Here is a 22,072-nt window from a genome sequence, read left to right on the forward strand (position 1 = left end):
AGAGAATAGAGTTATGGTCAAAAAGATAATAATAGGCTTTTCGTTATTGATTGTTGTGGCCTTGCTTGCCGTATTTGCTGTTTTTTATAAATCAGACCTTACAAGGGAAGACTTGTCTGAGTATGTCAGCGTAACTTCCAGATTCGCCGACTTGCCTAATGGGGCCAGTATGCATTATAGGGATGAAGGGAATAGGGAAGGTAAAGTCTTGGTAATGATTCATGGAGGGTTTGGGTCGTTGCAAAATTGGGAAGGATGGATTCCGTATTTGAAGGATGATTACCGTTTGATTTCGATGGACTTACTTGGCCATGGATTGACGGGTGCTTATCCTGAGAATGTATATACACGAATTACTGAGCGCGACGCTGTACATATGCTTTTGCAGAGTTTGGGAGTTGATAAGTATACGGTTGCGGGTAACTCATTTGGGGGAGGTATAGCGCTAGAGATGGCTTTAGCTTACCCTGATGAAGTGGAAGGATTGATTTTGGTTGATTCTGAAGGAATACCGAATGGTGAGAACGGGTACGACGCTTCTATATTTACGGATGTTAAGCCGGTTGGGCCTGATGATCCCGCATACAAGACATTAACGTGGTTGGAAACTTTGGGGAGCAAGTTTATCGGTCCTGCCGTGATACGGGAGGCTCTAAAGAAAATGATTTATAACCATGCCTTGATTACGGAACCTTTCGTAAGGTGGTTTGGCAGAGTATTGCGTTATCGGGGAAATAGGGAGGCGCAGCTTCTAATGTTTCGGCAAGGGCTTTATCTGGTGTCTCTTAATCCGCAGGATTTGTTGCCTAGATTGCCAGAGATTAAATGCTCGGCCTTGATAATGGCCGGAAGGGAAGATACTTTGGTGCCTCTACGTGTTGAAAAAAAATTCAAGAAATATATCAAAAGAAGTAAACTCGTTTTGGTGGATGAAGCGGGGCATATGCCTATGATTGAAAAGCCGAAAGAGACTGCGGAAGTTATAAGTGTTTTTATGAGAGATGAAATAGGTCGTAAAGATTTGTAAGAAAAATGTTTGTAATCAGGGCTGAGGTGGTTTTTCCGGCAACCGTAATCTTTTGGAAGACGATTGCCGGAGGTTTCTTAAACTTTTTCCTTGAGAAATTTTTCCAAGCCCCTTCTAAGCCCCATTCCGGGTTGGGGAAGCCTGGGCTTTATAATCTTTCCGTTCTTTCCGATAAGAATCAACCGAGGATATTTCCTTATATCGTCGGGAAGGAAATAGTGTTGCTCAATGAATCCCATGGCTTGGCCCGAATGTCCGGAGAAAAGGCTTTCGCCGGGTACTTTGTGTTTTTTGATAGTCTCTTCCCAGTGTTTGCGGTTGCCGTTAAAGCAGAGCCCGACGGCTTTTAGGCCTTTGTCCTCATATTCTTTTAGGATTTTCATCAGCTCTTTCTCGTTTGGCTGTTCCAGCCCGTTTCTTCCGAGCCATACGTAAAATAATGCTCCGTCCGTAATTAGCGAGGAGATTGAAACGGTATCACCTTCTATATTCGTAAAAGTTGCGTCGTGTAACGGTTTTCCCGGTGATAACGCTTTGATATTTTTGAATACGTGGCTGTAGTAATTTAGAATGGCGGTGTCTTTCGTTTGGTTTTTATGGCGATTGTATACCTCTTCAGTTCCTTCGGAGACAAAGTGTTCAAGTCGATAAATAAGGTTCTCTTCGTTTAGGATAAAATTAAGAGTGGAATCTTTGAAATGTTTTTGGATTAGCCGATCGTATTCCTGTGCGTAGAGGGTGTGGTAAGCTGTGTCGGTTTCGGAATGATTTGCGCTTTTTGCCAAGGCTACCATTTTGGCGTCTTGATCCAGCATGAAATTCAGATATTTTTGATAATGGTAACTGATAGCCAGTTCCGGTCGGCAAAACGGCTTTTCATTTCTAATTTTTTCGAAAAGAGAAAGGATTTCAGGGAATTCCGGACTGGCGTAATAATTATGGTATCTCGGGTTTGTTCCATTTGGAATCATCAGTCCGGCTTTTTCGTAAGGCAGTTCCTCAGAAAGGATCGTTTTCCATTTTTTAGGTAATTCACCGAGTAAGATTTCGTCTTCCAGATGGTCGAAATATAAATCCAATGAATCCAAAAAAGCATTAACGTTCACCTTTGTGCTGAGTTTACTGATATTGGCATTATTGATTTTCTTTCGTTTGGAAATCGTGAACTTCGCCAGAAAGTTATTGACTTCAGCGTCTGGACCTGTAAAGGTGATTCCTTCGGGAAAGTTTCTATAGTTGCCCTTTAGTTCCAGGCTATGGGTTGGGTCAATGAACAGTTGTGTGGATTTTTTTCGGTCGAATGAAGTTCCTTGATCGTCAATATCAAGTTGTACAAACTTGGGCCTATAGATTCTGTAATTTTCAAAACCAATCTTAAAGTCGCCGTTTTGATGAACACGGATTCTTTGGGCTTTCGCCTTTTGCGGGTAAAGTAATGTTATGGCTTGGTTCTTTTTGGGCATATTTTCTAATGTGCCTTTAAAAGTGGCTGGAGTTAGTTTTTCTTGGTCTTTAACATCACCACAGGCTAGAAAAATTAGGGAAGTCAGAAGTAAAAAGGTAGAAAAAGCAGGTTGTTTCATCGATAAAAATTATTTATAATTAAAATATATATAAATATAAGAATAAATATGGTTTGTGTGTGTTAGAATTTTAATATATAAAAATCACAGATGCGTTTTGGGATTTTCTTTTAGCTGTAACCCCTAGATGAGGTTACTCTAATTTTTTGAGGAGATTTCTTTTCTTGACAATATAAATGCAACACTGTTGCGTTTGTTGTTTTTGATCGTATATTTGCAACCATGTTGCGTAATAATAGAATCATGTCCATTCCTCTCAAATCTGATTTTATAGGTGCCTGGGCAAGCGGGCTTTGCTTGGTCCACTGTACTATTACACCGTTTTTGTTTGTCGCCCAGACTTGTGCGGCTAGTTGTTGTGAGGTGGCGCCGTCATGGTGGCGATCGATAGATTTATTGTTCCTGTTAGTCTCTTTCGTAGCGGTATATCGTTCGGTGGGCAACAGTTCTAGGGGGTGGATGCGCTATGCGTTATGGATAGCTTGGGTGCTTTTGTCCTTAAGTGTCTCAAATGAGTACTTTGGGGTATTTGAGGTCTCCGAAATTTTGGCGCAATCTCCGGCTGTTAGTTTGATTATTCTACACTTGTATAACCGAAAATATTGCGCGTGCGAAGCCGAGGCTTGTTGCGCGGTATCTTAATTCCAATTTTTCCGAATATGGATGATGTCCAAAAAGAATTAATAGGGGACAACCATGTCCTTGTCAATAAGGATACGCCTTTGCGCGCCGACGCCTTTGATAAACCTGACGAGGTTAAGGTAAAGAATATCCAACGCCACTTCGAACGGATTATGGAAGAGCTGGGCCTTGACCTAACGGACGACAGCCTTTCGGGAACTCCTTATCGGGTGGCGAAAATGTATGTCAAAGAACTGTTCTATGGCTTGCGTCCGGACCGAAGGCCAAAGGTTTCCGCTTTTGAGAACAAGTATGCTTATGACAAGATATTGGTAGAGCAAGACATTGTAGTCGATTCTGTTTGCGAACACCATTTTCTGCCGATCGTGGGTTATGCCCATATCGGTTATATTCCTTCGGGCAAGGTTGTCGGATTGTCCAAGATTAACCGTTTGGTTGATTATTATTCGCACAGACCACAAGTGCAGGAACGTTTGTGTCTTCAGGTGTTGGAAGACCTTCAGGAATCATTGGAAACCGAAAGTGTAATTGTCATCGTTAGCGCCAAACACTTGTGCGTTTCCTCAAGGGGCATTAAGGACAAAAGCAGTTTTACGACCACGATGGAATACGGGGGCGTGTTTAACGACTCGACAAAACGTGACCAGTTTCTGAAGTTGTTGGAGGCGGGGCGTGCGCAAAGTTTTTCTGTTTGATACCCTAGGTGTAGACAATCACACGAAATAAACTCAACTCATCAAACCAGACTCAGATAAGAAATGAGATCGCTCATCACCTTAATTATTATATTGATTGCGCTGACCGAGGGCCTTGCGCAAGGAGCCTCGATATATGGACGTATCAGGAGCGCTTCGGGCTTTGTCGAACTGGCGCAGGTCGGCTTGAGGAGCACTTCTTATGGAGCCGTTACCGACGGCGAAGGCAATTTTAGGATCGATGGTATACCAGAGGGCGAATACCGTTTGGTTTGTTCGCATGTCGGAATGAAAGAATACGCCAAGAAGATCCGTTTAGAGACGGGGATAAATCGTGAAATCAACATTCTTTTGGAAGAGAATGCGGAAACATTGGAGCGAGTGGTGGTTACCGGAACCCGGACACAACGGAAAATTACGGAAAGCCCCGTGGCCGTGAATGTTCTGAACGCGCAAACGCTTGAGTTCACGCAATCGGCCACTTTGTCGGACGGCTTGTCTTTTCAGCCGGGACTTAGGGTGGAGACCGACTGCCAAACGTGTAATTATACTCAGCTACGGATGAACGGCCTTCAGGGCGGTTATTCCCAAATATTGATCAATAGCCGTCCGGTTTTCAGCGCCTTGACGGGCTTGTACGGGCTGGAACAGATTCCTACCAACCTGATAGACCGTGTGGAGGTGGTTCGCGGTGGCGGTTCGGCTTTGTACGGATCCAGCGCTATAGCGGGCACGGTGAACGTAATTACGAAAAAGCCGAAAAGCAACTCGTATTCGGTTTCGAACAGCATTTCGTTGATTGACGGAGAAGAGGCGGACAATCAGTTTAACGTTAACGGAACCATTGTGAACGAGTCAGCGACAGCGGGCCTGTCGTTTTTCGGAACAAGGAGAAAGCGAGAAGGCTATGACGCTAACGGCGACGGTTTTTCAGAAATGGCCCAGTTGCGGACCAATTCTTTCGGTACGGACGCTTTCCTGATGTTGGGCGACAGGGCTACCTTGGGCGCCAACCTGTACAGCATATATGAAGACAGGCGAGGTGGCAACAAACTGAATACCGTAGCCCATTTGGCAGATCAGGCCGAGGAACGGATCCACCATGTCCTGATTGGCGGGTTGGACTTCGAGTATGAGGGCAAAGGCTGGGATCTGACCGCTTACTTTTCGGGGCAGGATACTCGCCGGAAACATTATACGGGCGTGAACAATTTCGATCAGGGCGAAGCGCCGTTGGAGGCTTATGGAAACACGAAAAACTGGACGCTATTGGGAGGATTTCAGCTGAATACAACTTTGGCGGATTTTCTGGGAGGAAAGAATGTGTTGTCTTTGGGCGGGGAAATCAAATACGATTATACTTTCGACAAAATACCTCTGTACGATTATCTGATAGACCAAGATGTGCGTCAGGGAGGGGTTTTCGCCCAAAGTGATTGGGAAATTACGCCGGCGTTGACATTGTTGACCGGCGTGCGGGTTGATAAACATAATTTGGTGGACGGACTAATCGCATCGCCCAGGGTCAGCGCGCTGTACCGGTTGGGTAATTTCCAGTTCCGTGGCGCGTATTCGACGGGCTATCGGGCGCCACAGGCATTTGACACCGACCTTCATTTGGCCTTTTCGGAAGGAGGGGTGACATTGCCGGCCTTTGATCCGGAATTGGAGGAAGAACGGTCGAGGAGCTTTTCCTTGTCAGTGAATTACGAACGATCGACGGCGGATTTTATGTACGGTATCAGTCTGGAAGGATTCCGGACCCGGTTGTTCGACACGTTCGTTTTTGAGGAAGACGGGGAAGATGAAAAAGGTAATACCATTATGCGCAAAAAGAACGGGGATAACTCGACTGTTACCGGCCTTACCTTTGAGCTAAGGGGAGCTTTTAGGGAAAAAATACAGGCCGAAGCGGGTGTTACTTTCCAGCGGAGCAGTTACGACGAGGGCGTGAAGTATTTGGAAGGTTTGCCGGCTACCAAAGATTTTCTTCGCACACCGAACGATTACGGTTTCTGGACATTGACCTATTTTCCTTTTTCGGAGGCTTACGTGTCATTGTCGGGTGTGTATACCGGCAGTATGAAAGTGCCGCATTTCGCCGGCGCGCCGGGTGTTACGGAAGATTCCTATTACGATTCGCCTGAATTTTGGGAAACTCATATTAAACTGTCGAAGACGCTACATATCGGCGCCGGCGGACACGATTTGGAATTCTTCGGTGGGATCCGGAATATCTTCAACGCTTATCAGGACGATTTCGATTTGGGTAAAGACCGTGACAGCGGTTACATTTACGGGCCGTCGGCGCCGAGGACTTACTTTGTGGGAGCTAAACTTGGATTTATGAATTAACAAGAACATTGTCCGCCGGCGGGGTTACTCATATCGTTATGTTAGCAACTTCTTTCGCCCCGTTTCGGCGGACATTTTTTTTTTGCGCAATTAGAGGTATAAGAGACTCAACGAACCGGCATTACACCTTATAATTAAAAAATTAGTTGAATCTAATCTGTTAATTATTTAGTTTGAATGTGTAATCAATTTTTTGAGAATAAAACCTCGTCTTATGAAGGGTCTAATTCCAGTTTTAGTCTTTTTTATATTAGTTCCGGTTTTCTGTGCCGGTCAGAAAGTGGGTGGTTTTCCGGTAATAGAGGGATTGGATACCAGAGGATTCAAAGAGCGAGTTGCTTGGGTCCCCGAAAGAGTCGAATGCCGTTACTTATACATCGGAAAGTTACAAGACAGTATCAGGGTTGGAAATGACCTAAGCCCGTATTGGAATTCAAAAATCATGTCTGATTATTTGTGTTACGAAAGTGACAGTGTGGACAGAAGATTAAGTGCATTGGGTTATTGGGAGTGGACAAAATTAGAGGTGCTGGTGGACACGACTCAGCGTATTCTAGTTAAGAAAGAAAGAGGCTTTACTATTGATAAATATTATTTAGCCTATCCAGTATTGATTGTAAATCAAAACAGCATCCCTGTGAATATAGGGGTGCCTGAATATTTAGATTTGAGTGTGGAAGCCCGTGATTTGGATGGCCATTGGAAAACTCTTGCCCGGCCATTTAATTTCTTTTGCCTTTCGGGTGCTTCAATGGTACATTTACCTCCAGGAGAGGTGGTTTTGGGTAACGCTTTGATTTTTAGCGGCGCTACGATGACTTCGTTACGGGTACGTTTTGGGAATTCGGTTTCGGAGTCATTTTGGGGATCGGTGAATCTGGGGCAATTGACGGATTCGGCTCCATTCAATTATTTTTATGACGGACGTGCTTGGAGTTATCCCGAATTAGCGAGTCGGCATTTTTACTGGTAAACAGGGCTGATTTTTTTGTGAATTTGATCACAGGATTTCACATATAGGGTTTGACTTGATACTGGACTATTCTCGTCTTTTGATAATCCATACGGCTTTGACCAGAGGGTAGGGGGGGATAAGAATGCTATGTTTGGAGACAAAGAACGCCTCGGAAACCTCCGAGGCGTATGAACCTAATTTGCCTATGTTTTAGGTTGTGTTGTTTTTCGTTATTCCCAGCCGGGGTTTTGAGACAGTTGCGGATTTAGGGTCAGCTCCTGTGTAGGGATGGGCCTGAGATAGTCGCGGTCTGGGTTGAAGCCATAGCCGGCGGGAAGACTTTTTTGATAAGGGTCAATGTATCCGTTTTCGTCAAGGAAAAGGTTTTCCCCTATTATAATGCGGTCTTGGCCGTCGCTGGTGTATGTACCCTGCAAGTCGCTGTCTTTGTAGAGGAAGCCCTTTGGCCTTTTGCCAACGATTAGCTCGTGGGCGCGCCATCTTAGCAGGTCGCTAAGTCTTGTGCCGTCAAGGGCGGTTTCCACACGACGTTCCCGTCGGATCTCGTTGATCAGGGCGCTAAGGGCAGAGAATGCTTTGTTTGGGTCGTTCGGAACGGCGCCCAAGCTTAGGTGAGGCATTCCAACCCTGTCGCGGAGTTTGTTGATCGATTTGTCAAGGTCGCCTTGCGTTAGGTTGCCCGTTTCCGCTTTGGCCTCAGCGTAGTTGAGCAGTACCTCGGCGAAACGGAAAATTACGGTCCCGACAGTGGCTTGGTTCGCTCCCGAGCGCTCATCGGGATCAAGTGACGCTCCTTTGAAAATCTGGTAGCCCGTAGTACAGCGGTTCTCTTGCGTATCCGCCAATCGTGGTTTCTCGAATGGGATAATGATATCTCCTTCACCCAAAATCTTGTTTCCCGGAATCAGGGTCACCTGCGAAAATCTAGGGTCCCGGTTGGCCGAAATCGAAACTAAGCTTTTCTGGTCGTTGGCCCCGTTGTATAGCGGGCTTATTGCGATCGGCAGTCCATCTGAACAAAGATAACTGTCAACAAGCGCCTTGGATAAGCCAGTATCCATTCCCTGATGTGGGATTCTGTTGCCGAGATTATGTGTGACGCCAAGTTCCCGGTCGTATTTTTTCCAGAGCATTACTTCCGATACGCCCGAATAGTCAGTTTTGTTGAAGACGTTATGGTAATCCATCGCAGGGTCGCCGGTACTGTACAACGAAAATTTACCTCCGTCGATGAGCTGGCCGGCCACTTCGGCGGCAAGTTGCAGATATTTTGAGCCGTCGGATCCGTTTACGCCGAATGGTGTTCCGGTGTGGTATTTCTCCCACGTGCCTTCAAAGAGACATACTCGGGATTTAAAGGCCATGGCCACTTCCTTATTTATCCGGAATGCGGGTGCTTTGCCTTTTTCCTTAAGCCCGGCTATGGCTTTGTCAAGATCCATGATGATGGAGTCCACGACTACGTTGCGGGCATCGCGTTTGGCGTAAAGTTCTTCTGAATCGATATTGAGAGGTTTGGATATCCAAGGAACATCGCCAAAGGCCTTGACTTTCTCGAAATAGAACCATGCCCGGAAGAATCTCGCTTCGCCCATAAAATGGTTAACGTCGGCTACAGTGCCTTCCACGGAGGCGGTGTTGGCGAGCATGTAGTTGACTTTCCGGATATTGTCCCAGTTCCAACCTCCACCGCTGGTCGGTACTTCGTCGCGTCCGGCAAGCCGGTTGTTGAAAGTTCCGGGCACGAGGTTATCGCTGTTATTGTCCCAAAGGACGGAGAAGTTCCACCAACCGCTGTGTACCGGGAATGCTCCGTAAAACTGGTTGCAATAGAGCTTCATGTCCTCGGTAGACTTCCAATAATCATTCGGTGAAATCTCATCGAGGGGATACCGCTCCAAAAATTCCTCGTTGCATGCGCTGCACAGCGCCATAAGGGCCAGGCAGATATATAAGAATATTTTTTTCATGTTTTTCCTCGTTAATCGTTAAAGCTTGATGCTTACGCCCATAGATACCGTTTTCTGTAGTGGGTAAACTTTTCCGGCTCCCCAGCGTCCACCAGTGGTTTCGGGGTCGAAAGTGTCGATCATGTCCGTAAAGGTCAGGAGGTTTTCCCCAGCCAAGAAGAACCTGAGTTTCTGGATGCCGAACCGTTTGGTGAAAGATTCCGGTACGGCGTAGCCCAACTGGATATTTTTAAGGCGGAGGTAAGCGCCGTTTTGCAGGTAGCGGGTTTGTGTCTGCTGGTTTTTGTTGGAGTTGCTGAAATACGGTTTCGGATAATATGCCCCCGTGTTTTCAGGGCTCCAATAATCTTTATGTTCCTCAAATCCGGCCGACTGCCAAAGGTTCCCGGAAGCTCCCCAGAAATACGGGCCCCCGATTGCCAAATCGCGTTTGCCGATTCCTTGCCAGAGCATCGAAAAGTCTAAACCTTTCCAGTTGGCGCTGAAAGAGAAGGCGTAGTTGTATTGGGGGAGGCTGTTGCCTATGATTTTCCTGTCACCGGAGTCTTCCAGAGTATTTTCACCCCAATCGATCACGCCGTCACCGTTTTGGTCAACATATCCGATATCGCCGGCCGAGTAGGGGTGTTTGCTAATCTTGCTTTGGTCGTGCCAAGCTTTTGCCTCATCGTCTGTTTGGAAGATACCATGGGTCTCATACCCCCATATCTCACCAATTTTTCGTCCTTCGTAATAGTTGTTCAGCAGGTTTTGCGGGTTTTTGTAGCTGGAAATTTCGGTCATGGAATTACCGATATTAAAGGTGGCCTGATACGACAGTTCTCCGATTTGGTCTTTCCATCCGAAGGTAAGTTCAAAGCCTTTGGTCTCCAGTTCTGCGTTGTTTGACCTTGGGGGAGCTATACCCAAAACCGCGGGGTAGGTTTCGGCGGGGCCCACCATTTGGGCCGTATTCCTGTTAAAGAAATCGGCGCTTATCGACAGCCGGTTACGGAAAGCCGCGATGTCGAAACCGACATTAGCTGTGGTAACGTCTTCCCAAGTAAGGTCGGGGCTGATCAGGCCTGGCATTTGAGTGTATATCCGCGAGTCGTCATTGAGCCACCAGTTATTGTTTTTCACCGGAATTCGGGCTATATATAGATAGTTGGGTACGTTTTGGTTACCAACGCCACCGTATGATCCCCTAACCTTAAAGGTGCCCACGGCCTTGAGGGGCCAGAAATTTTCCTTGGCTATGTTGTAGCCGGCGGAGAAGGAGGGGAAAATCGCCCATCGATCGTCTTCCGGAAAACGGGAAGAGGCGTCATATCGGAAATTGGATTCCAATAAGTATTTTTCCTTGTAATTATAGCTTAGCCTGCCGAACCAGCCTCTTGTAGCCCAGTGCCCCTTGCCGTCATTGCCGTTGAAGTTGGTACCCGTGGCGGTTTTGATAGAGGGGACATTATCGGTTACCAAACCGTTTTTGCTGGCCGAGAGGTTGTCGTATTCCTGAAGCTCCTGTTGATAACCGGCCAGTGCGCTCAAGCTGTGTTCTCCAAATTTCCTGTCGTAAGAAACGTAGACGTTTGGCGAGAGGTAAGTGCTTTTACGTTGCCAGGCGCTGTAGCTGTTATTTTTCCTCAAGTACCTTTCCGTATTGTCCGGTGCGAGGTAGGTGATCTTGGCGTAGTGGTTATTACCGTTGTCGGACGAAAAACGGTAGTTAACGTCAGCCTTGATCTTCAGGTGTTTAATGGGGGTCAGCTCAATGTTTACGATGGTATTGTAAATGTTTTCTTGGGTCAGGCTTCGCCCGCCTTGAGTGAGGAAAGGTATTTCAGAGCCTCCGTAGTAACTTCCGTTAGGCGCCGTGACGGGGTTGGTTGGCCACCTTCTGGCTATATTGTGCAGATAAAGACCTCTGTCGTAACTGGGGACATCAAGGTCGGAGCGACTAATATTGATATTAGCGCCGAGTTTTAACCAGTCGGTGACCTTGCTGTTGATTTTGGCATTCATCGTGTACCGGTCGGACTCGTCGTCGCCGAAATTCATGATGCCTTCGCGTGTAAAGTATGACCCGGACAAGTAATAGCTCGTGTTTTTCTGTTTTCCGGAGACGCTGAAGTTATGCTGTTGCCAAGATACTTGGTCCTTGTACATTACGTCAAACCAGTCGACGTTGGCGTTGGCGCCGGAATACGCTTTCCAACCCGTGCCTGAGGAGTTGGCTGTGGTGCCGGGAGTGCCTTCAGGATCGGCCATATGCTGTTTGATCAGCTCAATGGTATTGTCGGAAAAGACGGCGCCGCCTCCACTGTTTTTCGCCGCTTCGTTAAAATAATTGGCGAAATCGAGCGAGTTCATCATTTTCGGACGCAACAATGGCGAAGCAAACACGAAGTTGTTGGAATAATTCACCGAGATGTTATCGGATCCTTCTCCACTTTTGGTGGTGATGAGAATGACTCCAAAAGCCGCTCTCGAACCGTAAATGGCCGTTGACGAAGCGTCTTTGAGTACCGATACGCTTTCGATGTCGTTCGGGTTGAGTTTGTTGATGTCGGAGGCGTTTTCCAGTGGCATTCCGTCAACGAGAATATAAGGCGAGGAACCATTGGAACTTATAGAACCGAATCCCCTGATTCGCATGCCCATTTCGGCGTCGAGTTCACCGCCTCCGCTACCGATTTGGAGAAGAAGGCCTGGCGCGGCGCCTTGCAACGCCTGCTGAACATTTGCGACAGGACGGTTTTCGAGTTCCTTGGCGGTCACCACGTCAACGGCACCCGTTACGTTGACTTTTTTCTGCACCCCGTAACCGATAACGACAACTTCATCCAGAACTTCGGTATCAACCTCCAGTTGAACGGAAATATCGCTTCTGTTTTTGACGGAGATTTCCATATCCTTATACCCGATGAAGGAAAAGACCAGCACGTCGGTATCTTTTACTTTCAGATGGTATTTTCCGTGGATATCGGTAGTCGTCCCTTGGGTTTGCCCTTTTATAATTACGTTTACGCCCGGAAGCGCTTCGTCGCCCTCGCCAGTGACAATTCCCGTTACCGCTCTCGATTTTTCTTGGGGAAGAGCTACCGCCATTTCCAGCTCGGCTTTCGGAAACACGAGAATGTGGGATTTCATGACTTTGTAATCAAGGCTGGTGTTTTTCAGCAGCTTTGACATGATCTCTTTGATAGGGGCGTCTTTGAAGATGAAATGAACTTTCTGTTTGGCGTCCACTTCCTTGGCTTTGAAAAAAACTCGATAACCCGTTTTTTTTCGTATGGTGGTGAAAGCCTCTTTGAGGGTCTGTCCCTCAATAGACAGGCTGTAGCGTTTGGCGTTTGTTTCCGAAGCCGTTGCCTGAGGGGGGCTCCAACTCAAAAAAAACAATAACACTAGTGGCAATAATAAAGATTTCGCCTTAAAAAAATGAAAGCGATACCTTTGGGTAGAGAATTTTCCCATAATTTTACCTTTGATTTTGAAAATTTAAGAATGGCCGGGAACGGGTGGAGCCGTGCCCGGCTTAATTTTTTCGCAAAAGTTGATCAGGCTACACCTTTATTCAGGCATTGCCGACCTTTTGGGGAAAGAATCCTGTGACAGTTCTAAAACTATCGGGTTTCCCGTCTTTTATTTCCGTAAAAAAGAGACGAAAAGTGTCCAACGTGTACCCTTACGGGGTATTAGTCGTAAACCGAATGGTTCCGGTCATTCGATCGTCACTCTTTTTTCTTGGAAACTATATTCAATATCTGTTCTGAAACCGAAGAGTTCCATGGCGTATTCTATATCGTCGGATTCCGCAAACTGACCGGAGAAGGTCTCCAGGGCGAAGGAAGCGTTCCGGTTGTCGATATCCACATCGAACCAACGTTCCAGCGCGGCTTCCAACTCTTCGAAGGAGCGGTCCTCGAAAATAAGCAAGCCGTCTTTCCAGCTTACATATTCCTCTACGTTAACCTTCCTGATCACCAGTTTCTTGTTGTTGTCCGTTCTGACGAGAGCTTGTTGTCCGGGTTTGAGGTGGCGGGACTCCCTTTCGTCAAACTGGTAAAGGGCAACTTTTCCTTCTCGTAACGTCACGGCCTTATTCTCGCCTTTATAATTGGACACATTGAATTCAGTTCCCAGCACTTTGACATTCAGGCCTCCCATCCTTACGAGAAAGGGTTTATTGGAAGTTGTGACCTTAAAAAAAGCTTCCCCTTCGATAAATACTTCTCGGGCGTATCCTGAGAAGCGGTCCGGAAAGGTGAGTTTGGAAGAAGAGTTTACAGCCACTGCTGTTCCGTCTGCCAGAAGCACATTTATGCGTTTGCCCCTCGGGACTTCGAGAGATGTCATTTTTTTTTGGATACTTGCACTAAACGGTTTGTTTACTTTTATAGTGTTGGTGGCGGTATCGTAAATGACATTCCCGAGGTTTTTTGAAAGCCTGAGTTCGGAAATTGATTTTTTTTCGTTATCTCCGAAACTTACCGTTATCTGCCTGTCTTCGGAAAGATTCCCAACCGAGCCTTTCCGAAAATAGGCAGGGGAGAAGAACATATAGGACAGAGTCGCAAAGACCACTATGGAGGCCGCTAATCCCGCTGTCCACCAAATGACTTTCCTTGCGGTGAAGATATTTCTCCCTTTTTTAAGACCTTCTTGCTTCTTTTTCAAAAATAACGGTTCAGGTATAGAGCGTGTCGGTCTAAACAGTTCGCCGGAATTGTTCCAGACCGTTTTCGCAGACTCGTAGCGTGTTCTATTTTCCTGAGACTTCCTAAGCCAATTGTCCAACCGATCACGCCCCTTTTCGGAAAGTTCTCCGCATAACGACTCCGCTATCAGCGCCTCTATATCACTAGTTTCTTTTTCCATCCTCTATTGAAATGTGTGTTTAAGGGTGGGGTTTACTTACTCGCTCATTAAAAAAAATGACTTTTTATAATGAGGGTTTCTCCCTTTTGTGTTTAACATTCTTTAAGACAGTGATTTACGTTGAGTAGTTTTTCTCCATTCTATAGTCTTAGTCTTTAAAAATTATTTCCAGTTTCTTAATCGCACGGTATAGGTGCGTATCGACGGTGCGAACAGAAATGCCCAAGGTTTCGGCTATCTCTTTCCTTCCCAAACCCGAAAACCGACTGAGACAAAAAACGTTTCTGCATTGTTCGGGCAAGGCTTCCAGCCCCTTTGACAGCCTTGTTTCCAGTTCGGAAAGTTCTTGGGAAGGGTCAATAAATACGCCGTCGGAATATAGTTCGCTGGATATGGCGGGAGCGTGTTCCAGTTCCGTTTTCTGCTTTCGTTTGGCCCCCATGGCGCTATACATAACCGCCCTGAGCAGAAAGGCGCCTAATGAGCCCTTGATTTTCAGTTGTTCTTTCCGTTCCCACAAGTCCGAAAAAACATTTTGAACGATATCTTCGGCTTGTTCTTGTGAGCCCAGGATGCTGTAAGCATAACGGAATAGTTTGGGGTAACTTTCATAATACAATAGTTTGAACACGTTTTCGAACCGCTTCTTTTTTAGGCAGTGCAAGAGCGCCTTCTCATCGGATAATAACATATATGTGTGGTACAAGGTAAATGGTAAAGCATGTGCAGTACAAGGGAAACAATATTGAAATTATCTCAAAATATCCATACAGCCCTGTTATTCAGTTTCTGAGGACAATCACCATTAGTTGAGAGTACAAAGTGTTTTCTTTAGTTGTTTAATCTCTTTAGGACTCCGAATGACAAATGACCTTTCGCACTCAACTGGGTTCAAAAACCAAAGAGCTTTTAAAGGTGTCCCGATCAAGCAAAAATTATATTTACGCCAAAGTGCCAGCTCAAACGAATAAGCCTGAGGATTATATCTGGCTTAACGTGTGAGACTTTTTTTGGATATTTTTCAGCTTACATTGGTAACCACCTCCAAATAAAGAATTTTTGTCATCATTTCTCTTATTTATCGAATAATAATTAGTGGAGGTATCATAAAAAAAGAAGGCCATTCCGCGTTTTTTTCATATTGAAAATATCTTCTTCCGTATAAGTTTGGAAAACATGACAAAATCAAGGTGGATTAAAGGCTGAGTATAGCCCGAATATTTACGTGGAGATATGGCGTGCCGTATCTCCACGTTTTTGTATCGAGCCGAAATTTTGTGGACCTTGCGTTTTCGAAAATAGATACCTTGAAAAGGTAACCGTAAGGGTTAAACAATAGATATGATGGTAGATTTCTGTCCGGGCCAAAGGTGGACCAGTGAGGGCGAGCCTGAGTTGGGGATTGGTATTGTCGTGGAAGCGGGCAAAGACCGTGTGCGCGTACATTTTCCCGTGACGGGAGATATGCGGATTTACGCTACGGAAAGCGCTCCGTTGCGGAGGGTGACGTTTAAGCCCGGCGATACGGTCTTGGGTAGGGATAATGTTCCGCTAGTCGTAGAGCGGGTAATGGAAAACGCCGGGTTGTTGCTGTATATCGGGAAGGACAGGGTTCTTTCGGAAGCTGATCTCGGTAACGATTCGGTTGATCACGGCGTGGAAGACCGGCTACTGGGCGGAGACGCTGACGCTCCAAACCTATTCGCATTGCGAAGAACGACTTTGGAATACGATTACGCTCGCAGGATTTCGCCTGTAAACGGCTTTGTGGGCGGACGTATAGACCTTATTCCCCACCAGCTTTATGTGGCGCATGAGGTGAGTTCCCGCTATTCGCCGCGCGTTTTGCTTTCGGACCAAGTCGGGTTGGGAAAGACTATCGAGGCCTGTCTGATTCTGCATCGCCTTTTGCTGAGCGGGCGGGTGTCGCGAGTATTGATATTGGTGCCGGATTCGCTGGTGCATCAGTGGTTTGTGGAGATGTTGCGGCGCTTTAATCTTTGGTTCCATATTTTTGACGAGGAACGTTGCGCTTCACTGGACGAAAGCGCTCCTGAGGGAAATCCTTTTTTGGATGACCAATTGGTTATTTGCAGTGTTTCCTTTCTTGCGAATTCGGAGAAAAGGGCCCGTCAAGCTATTTCCGCGGGTTGGGATATGTTGGTGGTGGACGAGGCGCATCATCTGGAATGGTCTGCCGGGCAGGCGAGCCCGGAATACGCTATCGTGGAGCTCTTGAGTAAAGTGGCGAAAGGCTTGTTGTTGTTGACGGCTACGCCTGAGCAGTTGGGCGTGGAGAGCCATTTCGCGCGGTTGCGCTTGTTGGATCCTGAAAGGTATTCCGACTTCAACAGTTTTGTCAATGAATCGGATGATTATCACGCTATCGCCGATATCGTGGAAGACTTGTCTTTGGGCAATTCCGTGAAGGGAGAGAAGAGGGCTTTGATTGAGGAAATGTTTGGGGAAGATCGTCTTTCCGATGTTGAAGCGGGCGATTTGGTGGTCAGAGACCAATTGATAGAGGATTTATTGGATCAGCACGGTCCCGGGCGTGTGGTTTTTAGAAATACTAGGGCGGCTATGAGTGGGTTTCCAGTGCGTAAAGCCCATCTCGTTCCGCTTGAACATAAAACGAATCCGGAACTTTGGACCGAATTAATGAGGAAGGAATTCTCTTTTGACTTGAAAAGGAAGAACAAGCCCGAATATCAATTTTCCGAGGATCCCAGACTGGTTTGGTTGGTTGAATTATTGGAGCGGTTGGCTCCGGCCAAAATTCTGCTAATTTGCTCTAGCAAAGCGAAAGTATTGGCTTTGGAAAAGGCGTTGAAAGCTGTCGGTAGCGTTAAAGTGGGCGTTTTTCATGAAGACCTTAGCATTGTGCAACGCGACAGAAACGCCGCGTGGTTTGCCGAACCGGATGGAGCCAGAGTTTTGTTGTGTTCGGAGATCGGGAGCGAGGGGCGTAATTTCCAGTTCGCCCATCATTTGGTGTTGTTCGATTTGCCGATGCATCCTGAATTGTTGGAACAACGAATCGGGCGCTTGGATCGAATCGGGCAGACGGAAGATATTCAGATTCATATCCCTTATCTTAAAGGTTGTCCGCAAGAAGCGCTGGCGCGATGGTATCATGAAGGCTTGAACGCTTTTGAGGAAAATGTGGAGGCCGGGAATCAGATCGGGAAATTGTACGGTGGGCAAGTGGTGGAAAAGGCGTTGTCGGACCCCGCTTCCGAGTCTGATGCGGAATTTGACAGGCTAATCGCGGAAACTTCAGCGTATGTGAAGGAATTGAAACACAGTCTGGAAGAAGGGCGCGACAGGTTGTTGGAGATGAACTCGTTTAGGCCGAAAGTTGCCGAACAATTGTCGGGTCGGATAAAAACGGCCGATCAGGATTTGTCGCTTGAAAAATATATGGCCAGAGTTTTCGATCAGTTTGGGATAGAGGTGGAAGATTTGGCGCCCCGTACCTATTTTTTGCGTCCGAGAAGGACGAACAGGGAAGTGTTTCCGTCAATTCCGGATAAGGGAATCGCGGTTACTTTTGACCGTAGTCGGGCATTGAATAGGGAAGACCTAAGTTTTGTCAGTTGGGACCATCCGATGGTTACGGGAGCTATTGATATGGTGCTAGGTTCGGGAACCGGGTCCGTAAGTTATGGCGTTCTGAAGGGAACGGAAGGGCAAGGCGTTATTTTAGAGGCTATTTTCGTTCTGGAATCGGCTGGCGGAGAAAAATTGGATGTTGACCGTTTCTTGCCGCGCACGCCTTTAAGGGTAATGGTGGATCATTTGGGCGAAGAGGTCACGGATGATTATCCTTTGGAGTTGCTGAACAAGCGTTTGGTTCCGGGAAAAATCGATAAACTTATTAGTAGTGAGACCGTGACGGATGTTATTGTCCCCAATATGTTTAAAAACGTGGCTGAGATAGCCGAGCGAATGAAACGGGAACGCATAGAAACGGGACTTAGGCGAATGGGCCAAACGCTGGATCATGAGATTGGGCGCTTGGCGTCGTTGCATAAGCTAAATAAAAGCGTCCGCCCGGATGAGGTCCGGACAGCTATAAATGAGAAAAGCGAGTTGACGGATTTGATAAGCGGGGCCAGGGTTCGGCTGGATTCGGTTTTGCTTATACGGGAAGGGTGATGTTGGGGCTGTCTCGGGGTTTTGAGACAGCCTTTTGACCAAAGTCCATTTTTTTAAAACCCAATAGTTTTGGCTGTTTTCGTTTCGTTGAAATTGTCGCTATTGTAGTTGAAAATTTCGGCGAGGCTCAGCTCTGAGTTCGGGTCTTCTTGGCCTAGCGATTCCATCAGGATTTTTGTTTTTAACTTGGTCAAAGGCTTGAAATCGTAATATGCGATCATCCTGCCTTTGCGCAGTAGGGCTTTGTCAATTTTGTCTATGCTGGTGTTAAAAGTACAGATGACTTTAATGTTCAGATAATCGCTGAAAAGGCCGTCGGTTAATTGTAAGATAGTGGAAACCACGGAGTTTTCATTCGTCTGTTCCCGGGATGTGATTACCTTTTCGGCATCTTCTATAATTAAAACCGCGTTTCGGTGAGTCAACAGAAACGATATAAACGTGGGGTGTAGGAGTTCGTTAACAAATTCGTTTTGTATAAAAATAAAAGTGTTCTTTGTGAATTTTGATATTAGGTGTCTTATATAAGTGGTTTTCCCGGTGCCGGGCGTGCCGTGGAGTAGGATTAGCCCGGCATTGTTAGTGGACAGGGATTCGGAAATTGTATCGTTTACTTTCTCAAAATCGTCGTTATAGTGCTTTTGGGCGTCGATACTAACATTTTCCGTTTTGACGTCTTCGGTATAGAAATCATTGGACTTGGCCAATACTTTGAAAGTCGGTGTTTTTTCTTCTCCGAATTTGCTTCTAAGCTTGTGATTGGCCTCCAAAATCCATCTTTCAGTTTTCAGGTCTTTAGAGTCGTAAAGAAAAATAGCGGTAAGTGTATTGTTGTTAAGTGATAATTCTAATATCGTTCTCAGTTGTTCGTTCTTGAATAAGTAAAAGTACGGGTAGTCATCATCAGGATTTGCGCCCAATTCGTTTTTGGTGTCCCAATTTTTGCACATTACTTCAAACCCCGTGTTTTCGGGATTAATCGTTTGAAGGACATTCTCCATGTTTTGTTTTTTCTCATCCATGGGGATGTCTAGTCTTAGTTCAGAAGGAAGAGCGTTAAAACGTAAGGTAAAATAGCTGGTTTTCTCAAATTCGTTATATCCGCCAAAGGCTTTAAAGAGATCGGTCATAGGTTAATTTTTATTCTTTGGATAGAATGATAAAAGTGATATTTGGATTTAAAAATATAATCGACGAATATACGAAACTAAGTTTAATTTGGCCTAAATATACTTTACGATTGACAGTTATTCATGATCAAGTTTTGTCTCAGAATAAATGTAATGTGAATGCCACTCAAAGCTGATGGTTTAAGCGGGAAAGAGCGTATTCAAAGATTCGGGTTTTTGTAGCCAGTTAGCGTCATAACAAGCGTCGGCTTCGTCAGGCATATAAACTCGCTGGCCCCCTTGGGCTTGGATTTTTAATTCCAGAAGCTCGCCGATACTTATTTTCTCAGTTAACTTTTTGATATAGGCCTTTAGTGTTCGTGTATCCAAATCTTGGATTCGCTGACCATCGAAAGGCATCTCCAACCAAATTATCTCTCCATTTTCCACATCCAAAGTGCCAAACACGAGCCCTTTGTTTAAGGATTCTTTGATGCGGATTTGATGTTGGACACACGATGGATCATAAGCCACTCCACTTTTTTTGGAGATTCGCATGGGGTATTTGCTGTCCATCCACCCGACGACCATATTTGGATTCAGGCTTCCGGGCGTATAGGCGTTGCAGGTAAAGCTTACGAAGCGTGCCCGGGCTTTTCGCAAGACGTTTAGGTCCACGTCGATATACTCTGCCGTGCCGGACATATGAGGAATCTGTTGGATATCTCCGCTATGAATACAGCCGGTGGTTGATAGCTGTGAGTATGAGCAGTGATCTACATGGTCGTCATAGGCTATGGCGCAGCTTAGGTCCATATCCAGATGTTGGGAGGGAAGGCCTTCGCCCCATTCCATGAACAGCCTGATCGTATCTCCTTGCGTTTCAAGCCGGGTTCCTTGCGGAACGTGATCCAGATCCTGAATGCTTTCACTGCGGTCGCCGATAGGCAAGGGCATTTCGAAAAGGCGTTTGTCGATAAAGGTTTTGCCCTCACGGTAGTCTTCCGCTTCGAATCGATTCCAAAGCGTATTAAGCGTCATGTTTCGGATTTGATGGCGGACAGCCTGTAGCTCCTCGTCCGAATACAGATGTAATAAGGAATGCGGTTCGATGCTTTTCTTAACGCCTCCAAGTGGCTGGACTATGCGTGGAATGCCCCTGTCGAAATAATTGGAGGCATACATCTGCAAAGTCAACAGAAGACGGACCGGGAGCTGGTCCGCTATTTCCGAGAAATGGGTTAGGGTCGGTTTTGGGGCGAACCAAAGCATATTGGAAAACAGCGTACGGGCAAAGATGCCGGGCTTTTGCTTTAAGAGACGGAACACTTTGTCTTCGTCATAGCGAATCCTCGCCTCTTCGATTTCGCCGAGAAAAACGGGATAGTCCTGAGTATGGAAGCAATGCAGGAGCTTTTGTAAATTCTCAAAGCCTTTCTTTTTAGAATATTCTACCAAGCGCAGAGCCCGAATGAAACGAACCCACATTTCGCGTTGAGGGTGCATATTTTCGCAGGCGGCTTTGGCCGGCACCTTCAGACCGTTCAGCCACTCGGTGACGCGACGACAATCCGAACGGGAATATTTCAATTTCAGTTCGGAAATGGTTTTAATTTTCTCCTGCTCATTCTGAGGATTTATAAACTGATAACGAGAATTTCGTTCGATACGGTTTCTAATGACTTTAGGCTGGACCAGTTGTAGATATCCCGTATGTTTGAACCACAAATACCGAAGAATATCGGTAGGAGAGTTGAACAGTTTACCTGCCTCACGGCTTTTTCCGTTTGCCACCAACGTGTCCAGAACCAGCATCAAAGTCTCTTTCATCACGATCTGTGCCTTCTCCGGCAAGTCAAGATGGCGGAGCAGTACCTTTAAACTTTCCGCTTGGCTGGCGTCAAGGGCTACCGGAGATTCCAATAAGGCTTGGAAATGGGCATTCAGCTCAGCGTCACCCCAATATTCCAAAACTTTCAGTTTGCTTCCCTGCCCTTCGAAGTATTTTATATCAGAAGAATCGAAAGGTTGGCCGCAAAACGGACAACCGTTGTAACGGTGAAGCGGAAACGTATTCTTTGGGATTCGGTGACCGCACGAAAGCAATGGACCGTCTTGTAAGCCGAACTCATTGCATAAATAAGTCATGAAATGGTCCAGGTTTGTGACGCCGGTGGGCGTGTCCCAGCCTTTGATTAGAGGTGTCCATCCCTTGCCGAGCCCCAAAACGGACTCCAAGCATTGGAGTAGCTCAAGGCTGGCTCTTCGGGGCGAATCACTGATAACGCCCATTAGCGCAGGCGACAAGCCGAAACCGAGTTTTTTCAACCGGGCGACCAATGCCAGCGCAATGTCATTCGCTCGGTCCGTTGCGTTTCGTTTTGGGCCAGGAATATAAACCGCCAATTGGCGCAGGCTAACTTGGATGAGTTCGTTGTGTCGGGTCGCCATGTTTGGAAATCGTCTTTTCAAAAATTGCCGGGCAATCGCGACGCTGAGTCTACCTTAAAGAAAAAGAAGTAAGCGTCACTTGGCCCGGCTTAAAATCTTGTTGGAGCCGAAAAGTATAAATAGGAAGGAAATCGCCCGAGTATTCATATAGTGGATGACCAGGAGTAACCCGGGCTTGTCCTGTCCTTTGTTGTTTTCGTTGACTCAAAGGTGAGCGCCAAGTGCGCAATCTTTTTGCGC

The 22,072-nt window shown here is 46.3% G+C and carries 13 protein-coding genes; 6 read left to right on the forward strand and 7 right to left on the reverse strand.

Going from position 1 to position 22,072, the window contains the following annotated elements; genetic code table 11:
* Window positions 1-13: 13 nt before the first annotated feature.
* Entirely contained in the window at window positions 14-1,027 is a 1,014-nt protein-coding gene (locus AABK39_RS08940; protein ID WP_338394587.1) for an alpha/beta fold hydrolase, read from the forward strand.
* 77 nt (window positions 1,028-1,104) lie between these two features.
* On the opposite strand, the gene AABK39_RS08945 is transcribed toward AABK39_RS08940, so the two are convergent.
* Window positions 1,105-2,490, reverse strand: a complete 1,386-nt coding sequence (locus tag AABK39_RS08945; RefSeq protein WP_338394588.1) for a TlpA family protein disulfide reductase — start codon at window positions 2,488-2,490, stop codon at window positions 1,105-1,107.
* 363 nt (window positions 2,491-2,853) lie between these two features.
* Here AABK39_RS08945 and AABK39_RS27725 point away from each other — a divergent pair, with 363 nt between their 5' ends.
* From AABK39_RS27725 to AABK39_RS08960, 4 genes are all read left to right on the forward strand, one after another.
* Window positions 2,854-3,252, forward strand: coding sequence for a MerC domain-containing protein (locus tag AABK39_RS27725; RefSeq protein ID WP_421825159.1), 399 nt, complete (start codon window positions 2,854-2,856; stop codon window positions 3,250-3,252).
* Between the two features lie 17 nt (window positions 3,253-3,269).
* Entirely contained in the window at window positions 3,270-3,947 is a 678-nt protein-coding gene (gene folE, locus AABK39_RS08950; RefSeq protein WP_338394589.1) for a GTP cyclohydrolase I FolE, read from the forward strand.
* A 63-nt stretch (window positions 3,948-4,010) separates the two neighbouring features.
* Window positions 4,011-6,302, forward strand: a complete 2,292-nt coding sequence (locus tag AABK39_RS08955) for a TonB-dependent receptor (protein ID WP_338394590.1) — start codon at window positions 4,011-4,013, stop codon at window positions 6,300-6,302.
* Between the two features lie 214 nt (window positions 6,303-6,516).
* Complete coding sequence (locus tag AABK39_RS08960) at window positions 6,517-7,275, forward strand: hypothetical protein (RefSeq protein ID WP_338394591.1); 759 nt, start codon at window positions 6,517-6,519, stop codon at window positions 7,273-7,275.
* Between the two features lie 212 nt (window positions 7,276-7,487).
* Here AABK39_RS08960 and AABK39_RS08965 read toward each other — a convergent pair whose 3' ends face one another.
* The 4 genes from AABK39_RS08965 to AABK39_RS08980 form a co-directional block, all read right to left on the reverse strand.
* Complete coding sequence (locus tag AABK39_RS08965) at window positions 7,488-9,248, reverse strand: RagB/SusD family nutrient uptake outer membrane protein (protein ID WP_338394592.1); 1,761 nt, start codon at window positions 9,246-9,248, stop codon at window positions 7,488-7,490.
* A gap of 18 nt (window positions 9,249-9,266) precedes the next feature.
* The gene (locus tag AABK39_RS08970; protein ID WP_338394593.1) at window positions 9,267-12,623 is read right to left on the reverse strand and encodes a TonB-dependent receptor; all 3,357 of its coding nucleotides are present in this window, start codon (window positions 12,621-12,623) and stop codon (window positions 9,267-9,269) included.
* Window positions 12,624-12,953: 330 nt separating this feature from the next.
* Window positions 12,954-14,111 carry a FecR family protein gene (locus tag AABK39_RS08975; RefSeq protein ID WP_338394594.1) on the reverse strand — a complete coding sequence of 386 codons (1,158 nt, stop codon included), beginning with the start codon at window positions 14,109-14,111 and terminating at the stop codon, window positions 12,954-12,956.
* A 148-nt stretch (window positions 14,112-14,259) separates the two neighbouring features.
* Window positions 14,260-14,802, reverse strand: coding sequence for an RNA polymerase sigma-70 factor (locus AABK39_RS08980; RefSeq protein WP_338394595.1), 543 nt, complete (start codon window positions 14,800-14,802; stop codon window positions 14,260-14,262).
* A 650-nt stretch (window positions 14,803-15,452) separates the two neighbouring features.
* Here AABK39_RS08980 and rapA point away from each other — a divergent pair.
* Window positions 15,453-18,272 (forward strand): RNA polymerase-associated protein RapA, encoded by a 2,820-nt coding sequence (gene rapA, locus AABK39_RS08985; RefSeq protein ID WP_338394596.1) that lies wholly within the window; start codon window positions 15,453-15,455, stop codon window positions 18,270-18,272.
* Between the two features lie 53 nt (window positions 18,273-18,325).
* Here rapA and AABK39_RS08990 read toward each other — a convergent pair whose 3' ends face one another.
* Both AABK39_RS08990 and AABK39_RS08995 read right to left on the reverse strand, forming a co-directional pair.
* The gene (locus AABK39_RS08990; protein WP_338394597.1) at window positions 18,326-19,402 is read right to left on the reverse strand and encodes an AAA family ATPase; all 1,077 of its coding nucleotides are present in this window, start codon (window positions 19,400-19,402) and stop codon (window positions 18,326-18,328) included.
* 180 nt (window positions 19,403-19,582) lie between these two features.
* Complete coding sequence (locus AABK39_RS08995; protein ID WP_338394598.1) at window positions 19,583-21,832, reverse strand: hypothetical protein; 2,250 nt, start codon at window positions 21,830-21,832, stop codon at window positions 19,583-19,585.
* Between the last annotated feature and the right edge of the window lie 240 nt (window positions 21,833-22,072).

Origin of the sequence: Fulvitalea axinellae, from assembly GCF_036492835.1 — a bacterium.
Lineage (GTDB): Bacteria > Bacteroidota > Bacteroidia > Cytophagales > Cyclobacteriaceae > Fulvitalea > Fulvitalea axinellae.

Excerpts from the sequence above, each read along its gene's own strand:
- AABK39_RS08995 (WP_338394598.1), bottom strand. The coding sequence starts at position 21,832 with ATGGCGACCCGACACAACGAACTCATCCAAGTTAGCCTGCGCCAATTG.
- AABK39_RS08965 (WP_338394592.1), bottom strand. The coding sequence starts at position 9,248 with ATGAAAAAAATATTCTTATATATCTGCCTGGCCCTTATGGCGCTGTGC.
- AABK39_RS08960 (WP_338394591.1), top strand. The coding sequence starts at position 6,517 with ATGAAGGGTCTAATTCCAGTTTTAGTCTTTTTTATATTAGTTCCGGTT.
- AABK39_RS08945 (WP_338394588.1), bottom strand. The coding sequence starts at position 2,490 with ATGCCCAAAAAGAACCAAGCCATAACATTACTTTACCCGCAAAAGGCG.
- AABK39_RS08990 (WP_338394597.1), bottom strand. The coding sequence starts at position 19,402 with ATGACCGATCTCTTTAAAGCCTTTGGCGGATATAACGAATTTGAGAAA.
- AABK39_RS08940 (WP_338394587.1), top strand. The coding sequence starts at position 14 with ATGGTCAAAAAGATAATAATAGGCTTTTCGTTATTGATTGTTGTGGCC.
- AABK39_RS27725 (WP_421825159.1), top strand. The coding sequence starts at position 2,854 with ATGTCCATTCCTCTCAAATCTGATTTTATAGGTGCCTGGGCAAGCGGG.
- AABK39_RS08955 (WP_338394590.1), top strand. The coding sequence starts at position 4,011 with ATGAGATCGCTCATCACCTTAATTATTATATTGATTGCGCTGACCGAG.
- folE (WP_338394589.1), top strand. The coding sequence starts at position 3,270 with ATGGATGATGTCCAAAAAGAATTAATAGGGGACAACCATGTCCTTGTC.
- AABK39_RS08980 (WP_338394595.1), bottom strand. The coding sequence starts at position 14,802 with ATGTTATTATCCGATGAGAAGGCGCTCTTGCACTGCCTAAAAAAGAAG.
- rapA (WP_338394596.1), top strand. The coding sequence starts at position 15,453 with ATGATGGTAGATTTCTGTCCGGGCCAAAGGTGGACCAGTGAGGGCGAG.
- AABK39_RS08975 (WP_338394594.1), bottom strand. The coding sequence starts at position 14,111 with ATGGAAAAAGAAACTAGTGATATAGAGGCGCTGATAGCGGAGTCGTTA.